General features: G+C 59.7%; 20 protein-coding genes and 1 pseudogene. 16 read left to right on the forward strand and 5 right to left on the reverse strand.

The window, feature by feature from the left end; all coding sequences use genetic code 11:
* Positions 1–32: 32 nt before the first annotated feature.
* Positions 33–773, reverse strand: a complete 741-nt coding sequence (locus CO664_RS26455; RefSeq protein WP_097540376.1) for an SDR family oxidoreductase — start codon at positions 771–773, stop codon at positions 33–35.
* Between the two features lie 108 nt (positions 774–881).
* On the opposite strand from CO664_RS26455, the gene CO664_RS26460 reads away from it, so the two are divergent.
* The 3 genes and pseudogenes from CO664_RS26460 to CO664_RS26470 form a co-directional block, all read left to right on the forward strand.
* Positions 882–1,763 (forward strand): LysR family transcriptional regulator, encoded by an 882-nt coding sequence (locus tag CO664_RS26460; protein WP_097540377.1) that lies wholly within the window; start codon positions 882–884, stop codon positions 1,761–1,763.
* Positions 1,764–2,045: 282 nt separating this feature from the next.
* Positions 2,046–2,414 (forward strand): PRC-barrel domain-containing protein, encoded by a 369-nt coding sequence (locus CO664_RS26465; protein ID WP_097540379.1) that lies wholly within the window; start codon positions 2,046–2,048, stop codon positions 2,412–2,414.
* Positions 2,415–2,508: 94 nt separating this feature from the next.
* Positions 2,509–2,810 (forward strand): annotated as a pseudogene (locus CO664_RS26470) (exonuclease domain-containing protein); the annotation flags it as partial.
* A 135-nt stretch (positions 2,811–2,945) separates the two neighbouring features.
* Here CO664_RS26470 and CO664_RS26475 read toward each other — a convergent pair.
* Together CO664_RS26475 and CO664_RS26480 are read right to left on the reverse strand one after the other, a co-directional pair.
* Positions 2,946–4,019, reverse strand: coding sequence for an iron-sulfur cluster-binding domain-containing protein (locus CO664_RS26475; RefSeq protein ID WP_097540381.1), 1,074 nt, complete (start codon positions 4,017–4,019; stop codon positions 2,946–2,948).
* A 73-nt stretch (positions 4,020–4,092) separates the two neighbouring features.
* Positions 4,093–4,974: a LysR family transcriptional regulator gene (locus CO664_RS26480; protein WP_097540383.1), complete on the reverse strand. Its 882-nt coding sequence runs from the start codon at positions 4,972–4,974 to the stop codon at positions 4,093–4,095.
* 119 nt (positions 4,975–5,093) lie between these two features.
* On the opposite strand from CO664_RS26480, the gene CO664_RS26485 reads away from it, so the two are divergent.
* The 7 genes from CO664_RS26485 to CO664_RS26515 all read left to right on the forward strand — a co-directional run bounded on the left by CO664_RS26485 (position 5,094) and on the right by CO664_RS26515 (position 14,001).
* Positions 5,094–6,176: an amidohydrolase family protein gene (locus CO664_RS26485; protein WP_097540384.1), complete on the forward strand. Its 1,083-nt coding sequence runs from the start codon at positions 5,094–5,096 to the stop codon at positions 6,174–6,176.
* Positions 6,177–6,182: 6 nt separating this feature from the next.
* The gene (locus tag CO664_RS26490; RefSeq protein ID WP_097540386.1) at positions 6,183–6,536 is read left to right on the forward strand and encodes a Rieske (2Fe-2S) protein; all 354 of its coding nucleotides are present in this window, start codon (positions 6,183–6,185) and stop codon (positions 6,534–6,536) included.
* Positions 6,537–6,642: 106 nt separating this feature from the next.
* Positions 6,643–7,605 carry a putative sulfate exporter family transporter gene (locus CO664_RS26495; protein ID WP_234820008.1) on the forward strand — a complete coding sequence of 321 codons (963 nt, stop codon included), beginning with the start codon at positions 6,643–6,645 and terminating at the stop codon, positions 7,603–7,605.
* A gap of 35 nt (positions 7,606–7,640) precedes the next feature.
* Positions 7,641–8,588: a choline ABC transporter substrate-binding protein gene (gene choX / locus CO664_RS26500; protein WP_097540388.1), complete on the forward strand. Its 948-nt coding sequence runs from the start codon at positions 7,641–7,643 to the stop codon at positions 8,586–8,588.
* A gap of 417 nt (positions 8,589–9,005) precedes the next feature.
* Positions 9,006–10,892, forward strand: coding sequence for a sigma-54-dependent Fis family transcriptional regulator (locus CO664_RS26505; protein WP_097540390.1), 1,887 nt, complete (start codon positions 9,006–9,008; stop codon positions 10,890–10,892).
* 170 nt (positions 10,893–11,062) lie between these two features.
* Positions 11,063–12,136: a 2,3-butanediol dehydrogenase gene (locus tag CO664_RS26510; protein ID WP_097540392.1), complete on the forward strand. Its 1,074-nt coding sequence runs from the start codon at positions 11,063–11,065 to the stop codon at positions 12,134–12,136.
* Positions 12,137–12,198: 62 nt separating this feature from the next.
* Positions 12,199–14,001 (forward strand): NAD(P)/FAD-dependent oxidoreductase, encoded by a 1,803-nt coding sequence (locus CO664_RS26515; protein ID WP_097540394.1) that lies wholly within the window; start codon positions 12,199–12,201, stop codon positions 13,999–14,001.
* A 152-nt stretch (positions 14,002–14,153) separates the two neighbouring features.
* Here CO664_RS26515 and CO664_RS26520 read toward each other — a convergent pair whose 3' ends face one another.
* Entirely contained in the window at positions 14,154–15,116 is a 963-nt protein-coding gene (locus CO664_RS26520) for a LysR family transcriptional regulator (protein ID WP_097540396.1), read from the reverse strand.
* 93 nt (positions 15,117–15,209) lie between these two features.
* On the opposite strand from CO664_RS26520, the gene CO664_RS26525 reads away from it, so the two are divergent.
* The gene (locus CO664_RS26525) at positions 15,210–16,169 is read left to right on the forward strand and encodes an MBL fold metallo-hydrolase (protein WP_097540398.1); all 960 of its coding nucleotides are present in this window, start codon (positions 15,210–15,212) and stop codon (positions 16,167–16,169) included.
* Positions 16,170–16,431: 262 nt separating this feature from the next.
* Here the strand turns inward: CO664_RS26525 and CO664_RS26530 are convergent, their stop codons facing one another.
* The gene (locus CO664_RS26530; RefSeq protein ID WP_097540400.1) at positions 16,432–17,331 is read right to left on the reverse strand and encodes a LysR family transcriptional regulator; all 900 of its coding nucleotides are present in this window, start codon (positions 17,329–17,331) and stop codon (positions 16,432–16,434) included.
* Positions 17,332–17,470: 139 nt separating this feature from the next.
* Here CO664_RS26530 and CO664_RS26535 point away from each other — a divergent pair, with 139 nt between their 5' ends.
* From CO664_RS26535 to CO664_RS26555, 5 genes are all read left to right on the forward strand, one after another.
* Complete coding sequence (locus tag CO664_RS26535) at positions 17,471–18,037, forward strand: hypothetical protein (RefSeq protein ID WP_176536683.1); 567 nt, start codon at positions 17,471–17,473, stop codon at positions 18,035–18,037.
* Positions 18,034–18,285, forward strand: coding sequence for an Atu4866 domain-containing protein (locus tag CO664_RS26540; RefSeq protein ID WP_097540402.1), 252 nt, complete (start codon positions 18,034–18,036; stop codon positions 18,283–18,285). Before CO664_RS26535 ends, CO664_RS26540 begins: the two co-directional genes overlap by 4 nt.
* Positions 18,286–18,389: 104 nt before the next feature.
* Entirely contained in the window at positions 18,390–19,622 is a 1,233-nt protein-coding gene (locus CO664_RS26545) for a carboxymuconolactone decarboxylase family protein (RefSeq protein ID WP_097540404.1), read from the forward strand.
* A 531-nt stretch (positions 19,623–20,153) separates the two neighbouring features.
* On the forward strand, positions 20,154–21,158 hold the full coding sequence (locus CO664_RS26550; RefSeq protein ID WP_097540405.1) for an AraC family transcriptional regulator: 1,005 nt from the start codon (positions 20,154–20,156) through the stop codon (positions 21,156–21,158).
* 143 nt (positions 21,159–21,301) lie between these two features.
* The gene (locus tag CO664_RS26555) at positions 21,302–22,051 is read left to right on the forward strand and encodes an SDR family oxidoreductase (RefSeq protein WP_097540407.1); all 750 of its coding nucleotides are present in this window, start codon (positions 21,302–21,304) and stop codon (positions 22,049–22,051) included.
* Position 22,052: the final 1 nt, after the last annotated feature.

A 22,052-nucleotide genomic window follows, 5' to 3' on the forward strand; every position in this document is an offset into this window, starting at 1 on the left:
TCGATTGGAGAATTGGTCCACGCGGGTCGTGATCAGATGATCCCGCCGTTCGCGCGAATGACCTGGCCGTTGATCCACGCGCCGTCGGGGCCAGCGAGGAACGAGACGGCGGCGGCGATGTCCTCGGGCTGACCTAACCGCTCCAGCGGCGCGAGCTTGGCGAGCCGGTCGACGACGGCCTGCGGCTTGCCGTCGAGGAACAGCGCGGTGGCGGTCGGCCCGGGAGCGATCGCATTGACCGTGATGCTGCGGCCGCGCAGCTCTTTGGAGAGAACGTGCGTCATCGCCTCGACTCCGGCCTTCGTCGCGGCATAAGCGGCATAGGTCGGCTGATAGAGGCCGACGACGCTGGAGGAGAGATTGACGATCCGGCCGCCTTCGCGGAGCCGTTTCGCCGCCTCGCGCAGCGTATTGAAGGTGCCCTTGAGATTGATGGCGATCTGCCGGTCAAAAAGAGCGTCGTCGCTGTCGGTGACCGTCGCCAGCTTCATGATGCCGGCATTGTTGACCAGCACGTCGATGCCGCCGAAGGCTGCTTGCGCCGCGTCGAACATCCGCGCCACAGCAGCAGGGTCGCTGACGTCAGCCTGCGCGGCGATTGCCCGACCGCCTCTGGCTTCAATCGCTTCGACCAGGGCGTCAGCCTCGCTGGCGCTGCCTGCGTAGTTGATTACGACGGTGAAGCCATCGTCCGCCAGGCGCGTCGCGATCGCGGCGCCGATTCCTCGCGATGCGCCCGTGACGATCGCGACCTTGTTCTTGTCCGTGTTCATGTCGATTCTCCTTTTTGCGCCATTCGATGGCGACGTGGTCAATTTGCGCCTTCTTCTGAATGAGATAATCTGCCATAAAACAGCAACACTGTTCTAAAGGGACGAACAATGGATCGGCTGGATTCAATGCGCCTGTTCACGCGCGTGGTGGAGCGCCGCAGCTTCACAGATGCTGCGCACGACCTCGCCGTGCCGCGCTCCACCGCCACGCAGGTCATCCGCCAGCTCGAAGAACGACTGGGCGTGAGGCTCCTCCAGCGCACGACCCGAACCGTGCGGCCGACCCTGGACGGCGAAGCCTACTACCGGCGCTGCCTCGCCATTCTCGATGACATTGAAGATGCCGAAGGCGCCTTCAGCGGTGCGATCCCCAAGGGCATGCTCCGCATTGAGGTCCAGGGCACACTTGCCCGGCACTTCGTCATGCCTGGCCTACCTGATTTCATGGCTCGATATCCCAACATCGAGATCGCGATGAGCGAGAGCGATCGATGGGTCGATGTTGTTCGCGAGGGTGTTGACTGCGTGCTTCGATATGGAGCCTTGCCCGACAGTGATCTTGTCGCCCGTACCATCGCTCAGTTGCCGCGCATCACGTGCGCGGCGCCGGATTACCTTGATCGGTTCGGAAGGCCCACCACGCTGCAGGAGCTGGCCGGTCATCAGACCGTCGGGCTCCGATCCATCACGACGGGAACGCTGGCGCCGTTCGAGTTTATTGACCGGAATGGTCTCACCCGCATGGAGATTGCCGCGCCGCTCTCGGTCACCGGCACCGAGAGCTTCCTAGACGGCGTGTTGCTGGGGCTCGGACTGGCGCAGATGCCCCTTTTCCACGTGGAACGGCATATTGAGACGGGACGGCTGGAACGCGTGCTGGACAACTATGCGATTCCCAATGGGCAGGTTTCGATTCTGTACCCGCGTAATCGACAACTCTCCCCACGCGTCCGCCTGTTCATCGATTGGGTTGTCGGCCGGTTCGTCTAGCCTTCGGAAAGTCCCTGCTTTAACGTCATGCAGCGCGGTGATTTCATGGGGTCAACGATTCAATTTGGTTCAAGGGGAGGGATTCTGACGCCCCAGAACGGTGGGCGGCCGCAGCGCAGGCCGATCCCCAAGATAAAAAGGAGCTTCAGGCGTTCGAAGGTCCGAGTAGCTTCACCTTTTCAAGCGTCTAAATCACCATTGCTACCCTCTTCCGGATGCAGCTTCCGAACGGAACAACTTGCCAGGCCCCACGTTACGCTCCCGGTGTAAGGAGAATCGAAGATGGTGAACCCTGATCTACGCGAATCTCACGATCTGATCGCAAGCGACAAGGTGGTAGGCACCTCCGTCTATGACATGAACGGCGAAAACGTCGGCTCAATCGAGCGGATCATCCTGGAAAAGCGTGGTGGCCGCGTTGCATATGCTGTGATGAGTTTCGGCGGCATCCTTGGAATTGGACATGAGCATTACCCGCTTCCCTGGGAGATGCTTGACTACAATACCGACCTTGGCGGGTTCCAAGTGAACATCACCAAGGAACAGGTTGAAGGTGCTCCGAGGTATCCTGCGGGCCAAGAGTACGATTGGAGCCCCGAGAGCGGCCGCCGCGTCTACGACTACTACGGAGTACCGCCCTACTGGGTATGAGCCACCACCGGGTACGGCCGACGCCACATCTCTATCGTTGACCGCTAGGGCGCGGATGGCGAGTTCAACCCGAAACGATCGGGATCTCTAGCGCGTCATTCTTGATACGGAGACGACCGGCCTTAGTCATCGCAAGGACGTGATCATCGAGATCGGTGCGATCGCCCTCACATTCATGACGGCGGCAGCATCGGCGATGTCACCCGCGAGTAGGGTGGATTGCAGCGACCGAGCGATTCTATTCCGCCGGAAATCACGCGTCTGACCGGCATCTCCGATGAAATGGTAGCCGGTCAGATGATCGATGTCGGTCAGCCGGGCTCAATCATCGAGCCTGCAGATCTGGTGATCGCCCACACCGCCAGTTTCGGTCGACCGTTCTGCGAGGCCTTTTCGCCGGCTTGATTTTGGCATTGTTTTATTGGGCTCTTCTCATGTCACAGCCCACCGATTTCACCCAGCCCGGACCTTCCTTTTGGAGGTGGTATCCCATGTCAGCGGGAACCCTGTTCAAAAGGTTTGGCTTTACAGCTAAAGCTCGATTGAAATTGGCCCCAAAGGGCGGCTACAGCACGCCAGAATCCAACCCTCCTGCCTTTCCCTATCGGACAGACCTCCCTTATCCTCCATGTCAACGTTCCCAGATACGAGCTTGGCCTTGCATGAGCCGCATACGCCCTGACGGCAGGAAGCATTCACCCAGACTCCCCCTCTTGTAGCGGCCTCGAGAATGGTTTCGTCCTTTGCGCAGGAAAGGCGCGGTCCGGACAAGATATGAATGGGCCATTGATCTCGCCTGGCGTGGGTCCCCACAGCCAGCGCTGTGCCAGCTCCGCCGAAACTCTCAGCGATAATATCGTTTATGCCCGCCGCCTTTGCGAGTTCCGCCACGCTCCCTATGAAACCGCTGGGACCGCAGACGTAGAGGACGCAATTGCCCGGGTCGGGAGCAAGCATTCGCAAGAACGTCGAGTCTGCCCTGCCCGTAAGACCTTGCCACTGATCCTCTCTGTTGGCGCGGGTGCAGACAAGATGCAGCCGCAGTCCGCAATGGCGCGCAGAAATCTCTTCTAGCTCCTCCATAAAGGGAATGTCGACCGGCCGACGCGCGAAATGGCCGAAGACGACTCCCTTTAGCAGCCCCCTCCGCGCTCGCGACCGCAGCATGCTCATCATCGGTGTGATGCCGCTTCCCGCCGACAGGAGAACAATAGTTCTGTTCTCGTGGTCATCGCACACAAAAGTTCCGATCGGTCCGGCCGCACGAATGGTGGTGCCGGCACTGACGTTACGGTGAAGCCATCCAGAGACAAGGCCGTAGGGTTCCTTCTTTACGGTGAGGTGCAAGCGCTCCTGCTCGTCCGGCGAAGATGAAATGGAATAGCAGCGCGAATGAGTACGGCCGTCTATTTCGACGTCTATCGAAACATATTGCCCAGGCAGGAAGCTGAGAGACCCGCTTTCGTGAGAGAACACAAAGGTTTTCATCGCGGGTGTTTCGTCGAATGTCATCTCGCAGCGAAGAAGGAATTTCGAAGCAGGCGCCGTTTCATGCGAAGGCCGGCTGAAGGTTGTAAGGGCCTGGTAAGTCGTAGCTGATGTCATGGGCGGCTCCCTTGAAGTGCCGCACCAATATAGATGGACCACAATCGCAAACGACTGTCCCTAAACTGCGATATCAATCGCCTTTGGCGATCGATTGGTCGAAATAGCGCTCGGCGACTTTCCTGAGCGCCCGGATGGCCTTGTTCACAAATGGATCGTGTTTGCGACGCCTCTGCGTTGCCACGTAGACCGGTTGCTGGATTTCAGGAGCGTCTTCGACGAGGCGTGCCGTGACACCTGCGCTTGCGAGGTAGTCGAGAGCATGCTCCGGAAGGTAGGTGGTGCCGCCGAACCGCTTCATGATGCCGATTGCTAGTTCCTCATAGCCAACGGTGAGAGCCGGATGGGCGAGATGCGGTAGCAGATCAGCATGAGCCCGTTCGATATACGCGGTGTATGACGCGCGGATGTAGCGGTCTGCCGTGACGTCCGAGACTTTGTGGAAGTCTGTCGACACCATCATCAGCCTTTCGGTGCCGATCTCCTCGATAGCGAGGTCCGGCAGGAACTTCGGGGCGAACACGACACCGATGTCGACCGCGCCATTGGCGAGATCGGAGATAATCTGCGTCGAGTAATCCGCTTCCAGGTGTAATGAGAGCCGCTTGTTGGTCTGATGCAACTCGCCGATCCAGTCCAAAAACAGCGTGCGCATCAAGCTGAATTGGCCCGAGACTCGCAATGAACCTTCATAACGTTCGAGCCCGCCGATGTCCCGGCGGGCATGTGTCCAGCCAGCTTTCAGAGCACGCGCATGCTGCTCGAACCGGATGCCGGACGGCGTCGGCACGGCTCCCGCGCGGCCACGCTGAAACAGCTTCGCTCCGACGGCCTGCTCGAGCGCCTTGACGCGCCCGCTGATGGTCGACTGCGTCGTCTCCAGCCGCTCGGCGGTCCGATTGAAATTGCCGGTCTCGAGCAGGTCGAGGAAAGTGTCGATGAGGTCGAGGTTCATTTTTTCGATCGCCGATCGCGATTGATAACTGCTTCTCGACCGCATTTATCAGATCGAAAAAATGTTGTCATCTCGGTGATGAACGCTGACGCGACCGCCTCATTTTCACGGAGAAGACGATGTTCATTGTCGATTGCGACTGTCACAACTACTGGTGTAGCGCCACGGTCCTCGAGCCTTACTTGGATGGCCTTTGGAAGGACATGTTCACAAGGGGCGAACGAACCGGTCCCATCGGTGCATTTCCGCACGGCCATCGGCCCTGGTTTCACCCGGAGGGCTTCAGCCGTCACGATATCCGTCCAGAGACGGAGGACGACAATTATGCGATTATGAAAGAGAAGCACCTCGACAAATACAAGATCGACGTCGCTATCCTGACGGGCGACGAGCCTGTCGAGGCGTCGACGCTTGCCAATCCGTATTATGCGATGGCGCTCTGCCGTGCCTATAACGACTACCAGATCGATTACTGGCTACCGAAAGACAGCCGCTTCATGGGCTCGATTGTCGTCGCTCCCCAGGACCCGCAGCTTGCGGCGGCAGAAATCAGGCGCCTCGGCAGCCACCCGAGGATCGTGCAAGCGCTGGTGTCGCATGGTGCGCAGCGCCCCTATGGCGATCCGTTCTACCATCCGATCTTCGAAGCCTGCGCGGAGGTCGGAATTCCATTTGCGATGCATCTCGGAGGCCAGGGGGGCGTGAATTCAACGCCGATCGGCGCCGGTCCAACCACCTTCTTCTGGGAAACCCACGCTCTGCTGCCACAATCGGCGATGACGCATATGGCGTCGATGATCGCTAATGGCGTCTTCGAGAAATGGCCGGAGCTTTACTGCGTCATCATCGAATGTGGGGTGGCATGGGTCCCTTCCGTGCTTTGGCGGCTCGACTCCAACTACCGCGCCCTTCGGAAGGAAACGCCATGGCTTAAAATGCTGCCCTCCGAGTATTTCCGCCGCAACATTCGCTTCACCACACAGCCGCTCGAGCAGCCGCCGAATATGAATCACCTGTGGTCGGCTTTGGAGGCGATGGACGGCGAGAGGACGCTGATGTTCGCATCGGACTATCCCCACTGGGACTATGACGATGCCAACGCGCTGCACATTCCGTCCGCCTGGAGGGAGAGCATCATGGGTGGGAACGCGATTTCGGTCTACAAGCGCATTGCCGCTCCGGCGAAGCAGGCGGCGGAGTGAACGGAGATGGCTGAGAAACACTTTGCCTGCCGTGTTGGCGACGTTCCGACCGGCGCCGCGAAGATCGTGAAGGTTAAGAACCTGACGATGGGCGTCTTCAAGCTCTCGGATGGCTATTTCGCTATGTTGAACATCTGCCCGCATCGTGGGGCTGCCCTCTGCGAAGGGCCCGTATGCGGGACGACACGATCGTGCGACAGGCGCGAGTTCGTTTACGAGCGGTCGGGCGAAATCGTGCGCTGCGCCTGGCATGGCTGGGAGTTCGACATTCGCTCGGGCGAGTTCCTCGTCGATCCTAAAATCAAGGCAAGAACTTTTCCGGTGTCAGTCGAAGACGACTGCATCTATGTGATTGCTTAGGGACGCTGACGTGTCTAACCGCGTCGAAGACGTCGCTGCGGGCGCACCTTGGCGCCTATCCCAATCCGTGAGGAGAGCTGCTCAGACCTATTTCCCGGGGTTCGCCGTGGCAGCATTGATCGCCACCTCGGCAGCATTCCTCTCGGAACATTACGGAGCACCTGCGACATTACTGGCGCTTTTGCTGGGAAATTCGCTGAGCTTTCTGTCGGAAAGTAATACCAAGACCGCGGCAGGAATTCACCTGACGAGCCGTAACGTGCTTCGGATCGGCGTGGCGCTGCTCGGCGCACGGGTTTCGGTCGAAATGGTGAGCGAACTTGGAGCGGGGCTGATTTCTCTCGTCGGCGCCGCCGTTGTCTTCACGATGCTCGCGACATCAATCGTCGGCAGAACTGCGGGGATGAGTTGGCGGCTTTCGCTTCTGACTGGCGGTGCCGTCGCAATCTGCGGCGCATCGGCAGCCGCGGCGCTCGACGCCGTTCTTCCGAGGCGAGGCAACCGCGAAACGGATCTCACTCTGACGATCGTCGTCATAACCGTCCTGTCGACTTCCGCTATGATCTTCTATCCCATGCTGGCGATCTGGTTGCAGTTCGATGCTCACCAGGCCGGCGTGTTTATCGGTGGCACAATCCACGATGTCGCTCAGGTCGTCGGCGCTGGCTTTTCCCTGTCGGAAGAGACAGGCGAGGTCGCTACATTCGTCAAGATGATCCGCGTGAGTTTGCTCGCACCTATTATGATAGCGACCTCGATTTTCTCAGCTCTCCTCGGCGCCGATGATGGTCAGAAAGTGCGCAAGCTTAGCCAAGCGATACCCGGCTTTGTACTCGCGTTTGCGCTGCTTGCCGCGCTCAGATCGCTGGGATTGTTGCCGGCCATAGTTGCCGACCTTACCGGCGAAGTCTCTCGCTGGGCGCTTTTAATGGCGCTGGGAGCCGTGGGGCTGAGGACCCCGCTGAAGGAACTTGCCACTCTGAGATTGTCGACCATGGGCCTCGCGCTTCTGGCAACGGGCTTGCTCACGACTTTCGTTGTGACCGGTCTCCTCTGGCGCAGAGGCTAGCCGTCCAGGAACTCACGGGAACGAAGGAGAACGCGATGAAACTTTCTGCTGTGCGCGGCCTTTTTGCTGCGTTTGTATTGCTTGTTGGCAATGGTGAAGGGGCCTCGGCCGCCGAGGACGAGTCCTGCAGAGTAATCCGAATGTCGGATCCGGGTTGGACGGACATTACCTCAACGAATGCTGTTGCGAGTGTCCTGCTCGACGCGCTCGGCTACGAAACGGCGATCATGACGTTGTCAGTGCCGATCGGATATCAGGCGATGAAGAACAAGGAAGTAGACGTTTTCCTCGGCAACTGGATGCCCGCTCAGCAAGCGTTCATCGATGACTTGAGGAAGGCTAATGCCATCGAGGTTCTGGCTCGTAATCTCGAAGGAGCGAAGTTCACGCTTGCGGTACCGTCGTACGTGGCAAAAAGAGGAATCAAAGATTTGGCCGACCTCCAAGCACATGCAGATGAATTCGATCACAAAATCTACGGGATCGAAGTCGGTGCTGCAGGCAATGCCAGCATTGAGAAAATGATCGACGCTGGCGACTTCGGGCTTGGAGAATGGGAAGTGGTCGAATCCAGTGAGCAGGCGATGCTTTCCCAGGTGGACCGGGCACAGAAAAGCAAGGCCGCAATTGTCTTCCTTGCATGGGCGCCGCACCCCATGAACGATCGTTTTGACCTTTCCTACCTATCCGGTGGCGACGCCTATTTTGGCCCGAATTTTGGAGGCGCGGAGGTCTATACCCTCGCGCGCTCCGGTTGGACAAAGATGTGTCCCAACGCGGCTGCCTTGTTCAGAAATTTGTCATTCGACATTGCCATGGAAAATGCGCTGATGGGAAAAATCCTCGAGGGCGACGATCCAATGAACGCAGCTACAGCTTGGTTGAAAGAGCATCCGGAGATGGTGGAAAGCTGGCTTGAGGGCGTGACGACTTTCGACGGACTGCCTGCACAACCCGCAGCCAAAGCAAGCCTCGGGCAATAACCATCCGCCGTGCTCGCAGATCGGGCGTGACGAGGCCGGTGGGGATCTCTAGAGATTATTGTTGAGCGGCAGCAGGCGTACTCTGAGGAGCTTTCATTGGCTCGCCATCGAAACAATTTAGCCCAGGAGGTGCCGAAACGTGAAACGCTCTAATAACCCAATACACTTGATTTGTTAGTTCTGCAGGGGGTCAAGGGGAGCCGTTCTTCTCGACCCCTATGCACGGCTTGTTGCGAGTATGTTCACGTTCTGGGATAAAAAGATCCCGTGTATCGTCGGGAACTCCTTCACTGCGCAGGCGAGGCAGACCCCCATTGGTGAACCCGAAGGCGCCTGCTTGCTCTTCGCTTCCTTTACATTCCCCCTGGCGATGCTCACAGTTGGCGGAGGAGAGAGGGAATCCGTTGGGAGGCGGTCATGTTTTCACATTCCGACCATATCCACGAAATCGAGCGCGTTGGCCGCGGCCTTCCTGTTAGCCGCGACGATATGGTCGTGAAGTCCTGGCTGCGCTGTCTCGAGCATCACCGGCTCGACCCGGCACAGACCTGTGAAGCCTATATCGTGCCGGAACCGCGGCTCAGGGAGCACCGCCAGCAATCGGAGGATCTCATCAACATCGCCCGCTCCGGGCTTGAACACCTGTTCCGGCAGGTAGCGGGACAAAACTATGTGCTGCTGCTTTCCGACCGGCAGGGCGTGACGGTCGAGTTCCTCGGCGATCCGCTCTTCGACAACAACCTGCGCAAGGCCGGACTCTATCTCGGCTCGGAATGGTCGGAATGGCGGGCCGGAACCTGTGCGGTCGGGGCGTGTCTCGAGACGGGGGAGGCGTTGACGATCCATCAGACCGACCACTTCGACAACACCCATACGCCGCTCTCTTGTACGTCGGCGCCGATCTACGACGCGCGCGGCGAGCTCTCCGCCGTCCTCGACATTTCGCTCTTGAGTTCGCCGATCCAGAAGGCGAGCCAGAACCTCGCACTGCATCTCGTCACCGCGACCGTAAGGCGCATCGAACTTGCCAATCTCATGGCCCGGGCGCCGCATCAATGGGTGCTGCGCTTCTCGCGTTCGCCGGAATTCCTCGACGTCGACCCGGAGGCGGCGATCTCGATCGACGACCTCGGGCGGATTGCCGGCATGACCCACGGAGGGGCGAAGATCCTGGCGCGCTCGACCGGGCTCGACTGGCGCGATCCGCGCCAGCTCATCGGCGAGCCGGTATCGCGCTTCTTCGACATGGAGATCGACGACCTCCCCGATCTTACGCGTCGGCGTCCGACGCAGGAGCGGCTCGTCTTCGCCCGCGACGGCAATGCGCTCTTCGCCCATGCGATCGAGCCGCATTCCCGCACCCGCGCTCCGGCCGTCTCGCGCGAGCAGATTCCGCCGCCCTTGCGCCGGCTGGGTGGCGACGCCCCCGAAATCGTTTCGCTTCAGGTCAAGGCGGCGAAGCTTGCGCGCACGGGCCTGCCGATCCTCATCCAGGGCGAGACCGGGACCGGCAAGGAACATCTGGCACGCGCCATCCACGAGGGCAGCGGCGTCAAGGGCCAATTCGTCGCGATCAACTGCGCCGCAATCCCTGAGCAGTTGATCGAGAGCGAGCTCTTCGGATACCTGCCGGGCGCCTTTACCGGTGCTTCCGCCAAGGGCCGCAAAGGCCTGATCGAGCAGGCCGACGGTGGCACGCTGTTCCTCGACGAGATCGGCGACATGCCGCTTGCCCTGCAAAGCCGGCTCTTGCGCGTGCTTGCCGAGGCCGAAGTGCTGCCGGTCGGGGGAAGCGTGCCGCGTCCGGTTCAGATCCGCGTCGTCTCGGCCTCGCACCGGCCCTTGCAGACGCTCGTCGCGCAAGGGGCTTTCCGTGAGGATCTCTATTATCGTCTTAACGCCGCGACGCTCTCGCTTCCGGCGCTCAGAGACAGGCCGGACTTCGAGTGGATCGTGGCTCAGATCCTGGCGCGGCATTCCTATGGCGAGCGCGAATTGACGCTCTCTCCTGCGGCGCTCGTCGCGCTCAAGACGCACGATTGGCCCGGCAACATCCGCGAACTCGATAACGCCATCGCCGTCGGCGCCGCGCTCGCCGAAAACGGCGTCGTGGAGATTGGCGATTTGCCGGACCACCTCGTCGCGAAGGCCGGGGCTGTCGGTATGGGCGACGCCGGTGCGGCCCTGGGCCTGATGCTGTCGGCCTGCGGTTGGAACATCTCCGAGGCCGCGCGAAGGCTAGGCCTCGATCGTTCGACGGTGCATCGGCAGATCAAGCGATATCGCCTCAAGCAGAAACACTGAGCGTCTTCGCCGTGCAACAGATCGACTGCAACAGCTGTGGCAGTCGCAATACATGGCGCAACACGCCAGCCCCTCCTTCCGTTTGAAAACACTGCATTTCCCCCGGCGATGTGATCTGGCACGGCCATTGCAAATCACTGGTCGATCATAACGGCTGACCGGGAGGAAACATGCGAGCGCTCAGATTCCATGCGGCGAAGGACCTGCGGATCGAAGACATCCCGGCACCCGGCAACCCGGCCGCTGGCCAGGTGCTGATCCGAAACCGCTTTGTCGGCATCTGCGGCACAGATCTGCACGAATACGCCTACGGCCCGATCTTCATTCCGAAGGAGCCGCATCCCTTCACCGGCGCCTGCGGCGCTCAGGTCCTTGGCCACGAATTCGGCGGCGTGGTCGAGGCCGTCGGCGAGGGTGTGACCTCGGTTCGCGCCGGCGACCGCGTTTCGGTGCAGCCGCTCATCATGCCGCGCGCCGGCAACTATTTCGCCGATCGGGGTCTCTTTCACTTGAGCACCGATCTGGCGCTTGCTGGTTTGAGCTGGCTCTCCGGCGGCATGGCCGAATACGCCCTCCTCAACGACTACAATGTCGAGAAGATCCCCGAGGGGATGACGGACGAGGAGGCGGCACTTGTCGAGCCAAGCGCGGTTGCGGTCTACGCCTGCGATCGCGGCGGCGTGACGGCCGGCAGCAGCGTGCTCGTCACCGGCGCCGGTCCGATTGGCGTTCTGACGCTGCTTGCTGCACGCGCAGCCGGTGCCGCTCAGCTCTTCGTGTCCGACATTAATGATGCCCGGCTCGAATTCGCGGCTTCGATCCTGCCGGATCTGACAACGATAAATCCGCGGCGAGGCAGCCCGGGCGAGATGGTACGCGCCCTGACGGAGGGCAAGGTTGGCTGCGACGTCGCTATCGAGTGCGTCGGAAACGAGCACGCGCTCAAGGCCTGCGTCGACGCGGTACGCAAGCAGGGCGTCGTCGTTCAGACGGGGCTGCATCCGCATGAAAACCCGCTCGACTGGTTCCAGGTCACCTTCAAGGACATCGATCTGCGCGGCTCCTGGGCCTATCCGACGCACTACTGGCCGCGGGTCATCCGCCTGATCGCCTCGGGCCTCTTGCCGGCGAAGCGGGTCGTCACCGGGCGTATCACCCTCGACCGGGCCGTGCCGGAGGGTTTCGACGCGCTTCTCGATCCGAACGGCAAGCACCTGAAGATCCTGATCGATCTCATGAAGTGACCATGCATTGCCGCGGGCGGATAAGGAGCGCCCGTGCCAATCCAAGCAAAAAGGAGGAGACTATGCTTGAAGAAAGTCCCGGCACCCGCATCGACAGCGTGCTTGCCAAGCTGGGAAAGGCCCTTGAACGGGGCGACATCGCCGCCGCCGTCAACCTGTTCCAGGCCGATTGCTACTGGCGCGATCTCGTCGCCTTCACCTGGAACATCAAGACGATGGACGGACAGGACCAGATCCGCGACATGCTGACGAGCCAACTCGCGGCGATCAAGCCGGCGCGCTTACGCCAGGACGAGAAGGAACCGGCAAGCGCCGGCGAGGGCGTTACCGAAGGCTGGTTCGAGTTCGAAACGGAGGTGGCGCGCGGCTACGGGCACATGCGCCTGAAGAACGGTTTGATCTGGACGCTTCTGACGACGATGACGGAGCTCAAGGGGCACGAGGAGCCGAAGGGCTTCAGGCGGCCGCTTGGAGCCGAGCATGGCCACGATCCCGGCCGCAAGACGTGGAAGGAAAAGCGCGACAGCGAGGCGGCGGAACTCGGCTACGAAACCCAGCCCTATGTCGTCATCATCGGCGGCGGCCAGGGCGGCATCGCGCTCGGTGCCCGCCTCCGGCAACTGAACGTGCCGACGATCATCATCGAGAAGAACGAGCGACCGGGCGACAGTTGGCGCAAGCGTTACAAGTCGCTCTGCCTGCACGATCCCGTCTGGTACGATCACCTGCCCTATATCCCCTTCCCGGAAAACTGGCCGGTATTCGCGCCGAAGGACAAGATCGGCGACTGGTTGGAGATGTACACCAAGGTGATGGAGCTCAACTATTGGACTTCCACCACTTGCAAATCGGCGCAATACGACGAGGAGGCGAAGGAATGGAAAGTCGTCGTCGAGCGTAACGGCGAGGAGATCGTCCTGCGGCCGAAACAACTTGTTCTGGCGACCGGCATGTCAGGCAAGCCGAACGTCCCGAAACTGAAGGGCCAGGACATTTTCCGCGGCGAGCAGCAGCATTCCTCGCAGCATCCCGGTCCCGACGCCTATCGCGACAAGAAGGTGGTGGTCATCGGTTCCAACAATTCCGCGCACGATATCTGCGCGGCCCTTTGGGAAGGCGGTGCGGATGTAACAATGGTGCAGCGATCGTCGACCCACATCGTCCGCTCGGACACGCTGATGGAGATCGGGCTCGGCGACCTCTATTCCGAGCGCGCAGTTGCCGCCGGCATGACGACGCGCAAGGCCGACCTGATCTTCGCCTCGCTGCCCTACAGAATCATGCACGAGTTTCAGATACCGCTCTACGAGAAGATGCGCGAGCGCGACGCGAAGTTCTATGCGGACCTGGAAAAGGCCGGCTTCATGCTCGACTGGGGCGCCGATGGCTCCGGCCTGTTCATGAAATATCTGCGCCGCGGCTCCGGTTATTACATCGATGTCGGTGCCTGCGATCTCGTCATCGATGGCAGCATCAAGCTCAAATCCGGCTCCGACGTCAGTCACCTCACCGAGGATGCGGTGGTCCTGAAGGATGGCACTGAGCTTCCGGCCGATCTCGTGGTCTATGCGACAGGTTATGGTTCTATGAACGGCTGGGCCGCCGACCTCATCTCCAAGGAGGTCGCCGATAAGGTCGGCAAGGTCTGGGGCCTCGGTTCCGAGACGCCGAAGGACCCCGGTCCCTGGGAGGGCGAGCAGCGCAACATGTGGAAGCCGACGCAGCAGGAGGCGCTCTGGTTTCATGGCGGCAACCTGCATCAGTCGCGCCACTATTCGCAATATCTCTCACTGCAATTGAAGGCGCGCTGCGAGGGCTTGCCGACACCCGTCTACGGTCTCCAGGAGCGTCACCATTTCACCTAATCAGGAAACGCCAGCCGGTCACAACCCCGGCTGGCGTGCCACCTTCGTTCTTGAACTGAACTTCAATTGCTCTCGGCGACGGACACAGCAGCACGCAGACGTGAAATCGCTTTCAGCGCGTCTGCAGTTCGATTCTCTTCAAGGCGAGGCCTTCAAACACACTGATCTCTACTGCCCGTCACGCTGCTCCCGTTCGTCCTCAGCATCGCCTCACGGATTTGCTGTCGCAACCATGCGCAGCCAAGATCGCTGTCCGTCTGAAGTGGCCAGACCATTGCCACGGGTGGAAAAGAAAGCTCCAGTGGCACCGGGCTCACCTCAAGTCCCAGCAGCGGTCCGTAACGAAGTGCAATGCGCGATGATACGGTGGCAATCACGGCAGATGAGCGTGCCGTGGCCAATATCGACATGAAATCGGGTGCTGCCGCCACCACCTCCAGTTCTGCGCCCGCGTGTTTCAGCGCATCCTTGACGCAGCCATGCAGGCTGTCTGTCTGTGAGATCACGGCGTGTTGTGCGGCCATATAGGCATCAAGGCCCACCGGATTCGAAACCTTCAGCAATTGCGGATTGAAACAGCACAAAACGCTGGACTGATACAGCGGCTCGCAATGGTGTCGTGAATCGGGCAGATAGCTGCACCCCACGGACAGATCGACGACGCCTGCCTCCAGCATCGCGTCAACCTCCTGGGCATCACCACCGCGGGCCAGAATACGGATGCCCGGCGCGATATCGCGCAGCCGAGCCGTCAGATCGGGAAGCAGTAGCAGTTCCACCTCGCTGGAAAGCCCCAGCCGGAACGTGCGCCGTTCGGTGGCCGGATCGAATGCGTCTGCCATCAACACGGCAGCCTGCGCCTGTCGCAGAGCCTGCCGCACCGGGCCGGACAAATTGAGCGCCCGTGCGGTGGGCTTCATCACCTGCCCTACACGGATGAAAAGCTCATCCTGAAACAGCGTGCGCAGCGTGGATATATTGTGGCTCATGGCAGGTTGTTGGATTTTCAAGCGCTGCGCAGCACGTGTCACGCTCATTTCTTCCATCATCGCATCGAAGGCAACGAGAAGATTGAGGTCGAAGGAACGAAGATTGAAATGATCGATGACTTGCATGACCGATATCGATTTGATTGCTGACCGAGGCATCCTTAGCTGATGAGCAGGAACTTGCAAGCCGTTCCGAACCATCTTTCAAGGAGCAAACCCATGCCATCCCGTCGTTCCATTCTCAAAGGCGTTCTGTCCGGCATCATCGCTGCACCCTTCGTCGCACCGTCGACCGCCTTCGCCAAGGCACCCTATGCCGTTGTTCAGGCACCCGGTTTCTACCGGCTGAAAATCGGCTCCGTAGAGGTCACGGCCCTGTCGGACGGCACGGTCGCGCTGCCGCTGGCCAAGCTGTACACCAATACCAGCCAACAACATGCCCAGAGCGTGTTGAAGGATGCCTTTCTGCCGGAGCTCGTACCAACCTCCGTCAACGCCTTCCTGGTCAACAAAGGCGAAAGACTGGTACTGATCGATGCGGGCACCGGTGCCTATCTCGGGCCATCGCTCGGCAAACTCGTGGCCAACATCGAGGCTTCCGGTTACAAGGTGGATGACATCGATGATGTCATCCTCACCCATATTCACACCGATCATTCCGGCGGGTTGATGAGCAATGGCAAGCGTACCTTTCCGAACGCCACATTGCGGGTCAATGAGCGGGAGGCCAAATTCTGGCTAAGCCCGGAGAACGCCAGGGCAGCGACCGGCATCGTCAAGCAGCATTTTGGCGAGGCGGACCAGTGCGTAACGCCTTACGTCAAAGCCGGAAAATTCGAAACCTTCGCGGATAACGGAGCGCCCGTTCCCGGCCTTGGTTCCATTCTTTATGCGGGACATACACCGGGTCACAGCGCCATCACGTTGGAAAGCGAAGGCCAGAAGATCGTATTCTGGGGCGACATCACGCATGGCGATATCCTGCAATTCGATGAACCCGGCATCGCAATCGAATTCGATATTGACCAGAAGGCCGCCGTTGATGCGCGCGACATTGCGTTCCGACAGGCGGTGGCAGGCAAATATCTGGTGGCAGGCGCACACATCGCCTTTCCGGGCATCGGACATGTGCGTAAAGACAGCACCAATTGCGACTGGCTACCGGTCAACTATTCGTAGTTCTGACGACCGGCTATCCTCCAGCGAAACGCGCGGATCAGGCAATCGCCAGGAGAGGCTCCGCAATAGCCTCTTCGTCCGCAGCGACGAATGCTCGCTTGCCACGTGCCAGCTGATCTCGCCTTTTGGACGGCGTGAGCGTGCGTACTCGCCAATCGGCGCTGCCCGCACCCGGTTCGGGTCCACCGGACCGGGGAAGGACAGGGCGTTATAGGCCTCCAACGCGACGCAAAAAACCCAGCCAGCTCTTGCCAGCGGGCAGCTAGAGTTTGGTCACTCGGTACGCGCGAACATGGTCAATAAGTGCGCGCAGCTTAGGCGCCATATTCCGGCGATTGGGGAAATAGAGGAAGAACCCTGGGAACGGCGGCAGATACTCGTCCAACGCCGTGATTAAATCGCCACGATCGATGTATGGGCGAAACGTCTCTTCCAATGCGAATGTGATACCGCCGCCAGCGAGCGCAGTCCGGATCATCAGTTGCAGATCGTTTGTGGTAATCTGCGGCTCAACAGCAACGTCGAACGTTATGCCGGCCTCCTCGAACTCCCATCGGTACGGCGCAGCACTTGGAGAAGGCCGCCAACCGATACAGCGATGACGCACCAGTTCCCGAGGATGGCGGGGCGTTCCGTGGACCTCGAAATATCCTGGCGTCGCGACCACCACTTCTCTCTCTTCTTTGGTGAGTGGCACCGCGACCATATCCTGCTCGATGACCTCACCCAGCCGGACCCCTGCATCGAAGCCGGCGGCTACGATGTCGAATATGTCGTCGGTAACCGTGATGTCGATCGTGATGCCGGGATGGGCTTCGGCGAAAGACGCGATCAGCGGGCCGGAAAGAAATTGTTCCGCAATCGATGTGACCGCGATCCGTAGCAAGCCGCTGGGTCTGGCGTCACCCGCCACGTTCTCGAATGCGGATTTTACGTCGGCTATTGGCTGAGCCAGCGTTTCACGGAAGCGGTTGCCCGCCTCGGTCAGCCGCACGCTGCGCGTCGTGCGGCTGACGAGCGCGATGCCGCAAATATCCTCAAGCCGTCTGATCGCTTGGCTCACGGCCGAGCGAGTGACGCCGAGGCGATCAGCGGCCGCCCTGAAATTCCCCTCTTCTGCGACTGCGAGAAACACTGGAACGAGGTTCAGATCAATAATCATTGTAGCACCGCACTAACCAATCACGTTAGCGAAAAGGGAATACAAGCGACAATCGGATTTGTCTATCTGTTGCGTGTGGCCGACAGTCGCCCTAGCGGCACGGCAAACAAGAAAAACGATCATTGAAGGAGATATACTGATGACACACGTCAAATTCAGACTCGCCGCGGCTTTGGCTCTTGGGCTCTGCGGCGGACCTGTCGCTGCGCAGGATAGCTCCTGCCCTCGGGAAGGAGCCGATGCTCCTCTCGCACTTCATGCCGACTGGATCATGAAGGGTTGGGAACGCCATGAAGGCGACGGCAAGTTCGTGTTCGCGGAAAAGTTGAACCGGTATTACGACCTGGAAAACACCAAGGGGGTTTTCTACGACAATTTCGCGCCTGGCAGTGCACAGCTCTTTGACCACTCCGCCCGCTATGGAGCGAACTGGGAGGCGTTGCAGAACGCTGCCCGATCGGTTCGCCACGGTCTAACCGGCGGTCACGACGCGATCGTCAGCGACACCGTTGCTTCGACGACGCTTGGCTTCGTCGGCCGTATCGATCGTCTCGACGGCAAGGTGATCGCTTTTGATGGTCGCTCGCAGCTCGGCTGGGCATGCACCGGCGGCAAATGGAAGATCCGCCATGAGCTGAACTACGCCTGGGTCGTCGAGCCAGAGACCATTCAGTCTTTCCTGGGCAAGACGGAGCCGGCGCAATGACCACCCAAGCATTCTCGCATCCTTATGTCGGCATGTGGGAGACTGCAGACGGTCGCATCCGGCACCAGTTGCTCCCGAATGGCCGCTACGACGAGGCGCGCGGTTCACGCGAAAGCGCCTATCAAGGACGATACGAGGTGTCCGGAAATCATATCGAGTACTGGGACGATACCGGCTTCACGGCCGACGGCGATTTTGTCGATGACATCCTGCACCATGCCGGAATGGTTCTGTATCGCAAGCGATAGTCCAGGAATGATCACGCCTGCATATGCAGTGCCAGCGTGATCTAATTTTCTTTCGCGCGATGCGATCGCCGGCACCCGGAAAAGTCAGATTCAAGGAGAAAGCAATGACAACGACCGATATCGAGCAGCAGCTCGAGAATTTGGCTTCGCCACGAGAGAGGGAGAAACACCTGCGGGGTCTTGCCGTTCTGAAAGAGATCGGGGGCGAGAATTTTGGGGGGCCGGTAAGCCAGCTTGCCAGGTTCTCGGAAGATTTGGCTCGCTTCACCATTCAATATCCCTATGGCGATGTGTTGTCGCGGGATGGCTTGGATCTGCGGACACGGCAGATTCTGACTGCCGCCACATTGCTGGCCCACGGATCGGCGCAGTCTCAGCTTTCTTTTCACCTCAATGGATTGCTGAACGCCGGGGGAACCCGCGATGATGTCGTCGACCTGTTGTTTATTTCCGCGGGTCTTCTCGGATTCCCGACGGCGATCAACGCCGTTCCCATCGTCCGCGATATTCTCGCTGACCGGGACGAACCCAGACACGCCCGTGACACTCAGGCATCAGCTGCTATCCCGGATTTCCCTTCTCACCGTCTCGCTGTCCTCGAGCGAGTAGCGCCCGAATTCTTGAAATGGCGCGAGCATACCCTTGGCGAGGAGATCTTCGGGGCGGTGCATCTGGAGCCCAGGCTGGCCCATCTTGCGTCTGCTGCAATGCTGGCGGCGCGGGGGAAGGTAGGGGCGAACTTTGACGCCCATATCGCTTCGGCATTGGCTGCAGGCGCAACCGATAGTGATATTGTCGAAATGATTATCCAAATGAGCGTCTATTCCGGATTCCCGGCCGCGCTCAACGCTGCTGGCAGAGCGAGAAATGTCCTAGAGGCACAGGAGCGGCCCGAAGCGAGGGTCCAAAAAAGAGTCGATGCCATAAGGTATGATGATAAGCGCTTCATGCGGGGCGCCGCAACGCTTGCGGCGACATCGGGAGGATCCGGCGCCGATGTGGTCGAGAGTTTCAAGGATATCGCTCCTGATCTCGGAAGACTTATAGTCGCCCACTGCTACGGCGATATCTTCTACCGCCCGGCCCTCAATCCCAAGATGCGTGAGTTGGGTGCGATCTCCGCTCTCGCCGCCCAGGGAACCGTCGCGGCAGAGAAGCCACTTGGCGTCCATATCGATGCCGCTCTCAATCTCGGGGCCGCCAGAGAAGAGATTGTCGAGACCCTCTTCAACGTCATTCCCTATGCCGGCTATCCATTGATAGAAAAAGCTCTGCTGATTGCTCAGGAGCGCATGGCGTTGTTTGAAGCCAGGCACGCGGACGACAATCCTTCATGATCACGGAAGACTATATCATGTCCTTCTACTGATCGTTTGAGGCCATAGCGCCTCCGGTCCGCTCTGGCGGCGGGCCGGTCTTTTTCACGAGCGACCTTATGGCGCCATGCACCAAGCTTTGCAGGATCAACCAATTTGACTGGAGCGTCGTTCTCCCGTTCATCGGCCGTCATGGGCGGCATCTGCGTCATCGAACCAACGATGGAGCAGATCATGTTCAGCGATGCAGCAGTCACTTTCATTCGAACAGTGCCGGGAGAGGGGCGACCTTAGGTTCGCTCCTGGAAAAGATACTCTCTGCAGCTTTGGCAATTTCGCCGCTAACCCGGGGAAAACCGACTTGCGACGCAGATGCGAATTTACTTGCCTCCGAGGTTGAACGAGACCGGCATTGTTTTCATATCGGACGAAACCAAATGCCGCAGTTCATCATTGATGGTGGTTGCGGGTGCAGAAGTGAGCAGGGACATGTTCCATTGAAGCTCCATGGGATCTTAAGGCAGCTATCCCGCGTTTAAGAGAGGATCCGCGTTGGCAAACATCGAAGCATCCCGTCAAAACGTATTGCCTTCAATGCCGGCTGATACCGGTAAGCCCACTTATCCCGCCGCTCTGGTGCCTGAACTGGAAGAGGTTGTTGCAAGGCCCGAGCGGACGTCACCGCTCGGGCTTGAACAGTATATAGCCGGTCGCACGCTTGTCAGTGGCGATAGTCCGGCGTGGACCGACATGTTCGTGCAGGTCTATTCTCGTCTCAACAAGCAGAAGGCCTTTCTCGTTCCCGCGGTTGCAGAACCCCTGATCGTCTGGGTGGTGTCGGGAGAGGCCGTCGTCGAAGAGCGGGACCTTGGCGGTGACTGGGTCGCAAACACAGTCACCGTTGGCGACTTCTTTCTGACCCGCTCCCCCACGCCCTATGAGATGCGTTGGCGGGCGCTCGGAGAAGCGCCCTTCCAGGTCATGCATCTTTATCTCTCCGTTCCGCTGTTTGAGCGCGTCGCCCACGATGTGCTGGGCTGCGCCGCCCCTCCTGCACTGCGCGACATCTCCGGTGGCAAGGATACGCAGCTATCGCACCTTCTTGCCTTGATCCATCAGGAGCTGGCGTCTGAAGGGAAGGGAAGCCACCTGTTCATCCAAGGCCTTGCCCAGAGCCTCGCCGTGCATCTAATCCGGAATTATGCCGCAAGTGACGCTGCCGACGATCGCCAAAATGCGCTACCCGGCTTCAAGCTTCGTCGGGCCGTCGCCTACCTCGAAGAACATCTAGGCGACCCGTTCAATCTCGCACAGCTTGCCGAGACGGTGGGAATGAGTGAATTCCATTTCAGTCGTTTGTTCAAGAAGGCGACGGGGCTCTCGCCCTCACGCTACTTCATTCGCCAGCGCATAGCCCGGGCGCAGCTTCTCCTGCAGGAGACGGATACAAGCATCATCGAGATCGGCATGTCGGTTGGCTATTCCAGCCCAAGCCATTTCGCGCAGGTATTCCGCCGGGAGGCCGGCCTGCCACCGAGCCACTATCGGCGGGGCTAAATTTCCAACCTGTCGCGTTTTCGAGCAAGATCGCGACAGGTCGAGCAAGGCCCCGAGAGAAGGGCGCCGATGAAAGTTTTAGCTTCCTCCTTGTCAAAACGAAACGCCCACCGCGGTGGGCTTCAAGACAAGGAGTAGAGACAATGGCCAATCTCAACGGAAAGATCGCACTGGTTACCGGCGCATCGAGCGGCATTGGCGCCGCTACTGCTGCAAAACTTGCTGAAGCCGGCGCAAAGGTCGGCTTGGCTGCCCGCCGCACCGAAAAGCTGGAGGATCTCAAGCAGCAGATCGAAGCCAAGGGCGGCGAAGCTCTCGTGATCGAAATGGACGTGGTTGACACGACCTCGGTCGAAGCGGGCGTCAAGAAGTTGGTCGAGACCTATGGTTCGATCAACATCCTCGTCAACAATGCCGGTCTTATGCCGCTTTCCGATATCGATCAGTTCAAGGTGGACGAGTGGCAGCGGATGGTGGATGTGAACGTGAAGGGCCTGCTCAATACGACGGCCGCTGTTCTGCCCCAGATGATCAAGCAGCATTCCGGCCACGTTTTCAACATGTCCTCAATCGCTGGACGCAAGGTCTTCAAGGGCCTTTCGGTTTACTGCGCCACGAAACATGCGGTCACGGCCTTCTCCGACGGCCTGCGCATGGAAGTCGGCCAGAAGCACGGCATTCGCGTGACCTGCATCCAGCCAGGCGCGGTTGCCACCGAGCTCTACGATCACATCACTGATCCGGGCTACCGCAAGCAGATGGACGAACTGGCTAGCCAGATGATCTTCCTCCAGGGCGAGGACATTGGCGACACCATCGTCTTTGCAGCCCAGGCCCCGGCTCATGTGGACGTCGCAGAGCTGTTCGTCCTGCCAGTAGAGCAGGGCTGGTAAC

Source organism: Sinorhizobium sp. NG07B (assembly GCF_002532005.1).
In the GTDB taxonomy this organism is placed as follows: domain Bacteria; phylum Pseudomonadota; class Alphaproteobacteria; order Rhizobiales; family Rhizobiaceae; genus Sinorhizobium; species Sinorhizobium fredii_C.

Bases quoted from the DNA above. Each gene is read 5' to 3' on its own strand.
- CO664_RS26480 (WP_097540383.1), bottom strand. From the start codon at position 4,974: ATGAACCTCGACCTCATCGACACTTTCCTCGACCTGCTCGAGACCGGC.
- CO664_RS26485 (WP_097540384.1), top strand. From the start codon at position 5,094: ATGTTCATTGTCGATTGCGACTGTCACAACTACTGGTGTAGCGCCACG.
- CO664_RS26490 (WP_097540386.1), top strand. From the start codon at position 6,183: ATGGCTGAGAAACACTTTGCCTGCCGTGTTGGCGACGTTCCGACCGGC.
- CO664_RS26465 (WP_097540379.1), top strand. From the start codon at position 2,046: ATGGTGAACCCTGATCTACGCGAATCTCACGATCTGATCGCAAGCGAC.
- CO664_RS26545 (WP_097540404.1), top strand. From the start codon at position 18,390: ATGACAACGACCGATATCGAGCAGCAGCTCGAGAATTTGGCTTCGCCA.
- CO664_RS26540 (WP_097540402.1), top strand. From the start codon at position 18,034: ATGACCACCCAAGCATTCTCGCATCCTTATGTCGGCATGTGGGAGACT.
- CO664_RS26505 (WP_097540390.1), top strand. From the start codon at position 9,006: ATGTTTTCACATTCCGACCATATCCACGAAATCGAGCGCGTTGGCCGC.
- CO664_RS26555 (WP_097540407.1), top strand. From the start codon at position 21,302: ATGGCCAATCTCAACGGAAAGATCGCACTGGTTACCGGCGCATCGAGC.
- choX (WP_097540388.1), top strand. From the start codon at position 7,641: ATGAAACTTTCTGCTGTGCGCGGCCTTTTTGCTGCGTTTGTATTGCTT.
- CO664_RS26475 (WP_097540381.1), bottom strand. From the start codon at position 4,019: ATGACATCAGCTACGACTTACCAGGCCCTTACAACCTTCAGCCGGCCT.
- CO664_RS26460 (WP_097540377.1), top strand. From the start codon at position 882: ATGGATCGGCTGGATTCAATGCGCCTGTTCACGCGCGTGGTGGAGCGC.
- CO664_RS26530 (WP_097540400.1), bottom strand. From the start codon at position 17,331: ATGATTATTGATCTGAACCTCGTTCCAGTGTTTCTCGCAGTCGCAGAA.
- CO664_RS26520 (WP_097540396.1), bottom strand. From the start codon at position 15,116: ATGCAAGTCATCGATCATTTCAATCTTCGTTCCTTCGACCTCAATCTT.
- CO664_RS26535 (WP_176536683.1), top strand. From the start codon at position 17,471: ATGACACACGTCAAATTCAGACTCGCCGCGGCTTTGGCTCTTGGGCTC.
- CO664_RS26515 (WP_097540394.1), top strand. From the start codon at position 12,199: ATGCTTGAAGAAAGTCCCGGCACCCGCATCGACAGCGTGCTTGCCAAG.
- CO664_RS26510 (WP_097540392.1), top strand. From the start codon at position 11,063: ATGCGAGCGCTCAGATTCCATGCGGCGAAGGACCTGCGGATCGAAGAC.
- CO664_RS26525 (WP_097540398.1), top strand. From the start codon at position 15,210: ATGCCATCCCGTCGTTCCATTCTCAAAGGCGTTCTGTCCGGCATCATC.
- CO664_RS26455 (WP_097540376.1), bottom strand. From the start codon at position 773: ATGAACACGGACAAGAACAAGGTCGCGATCGTCACGGGCGCATCGCGA.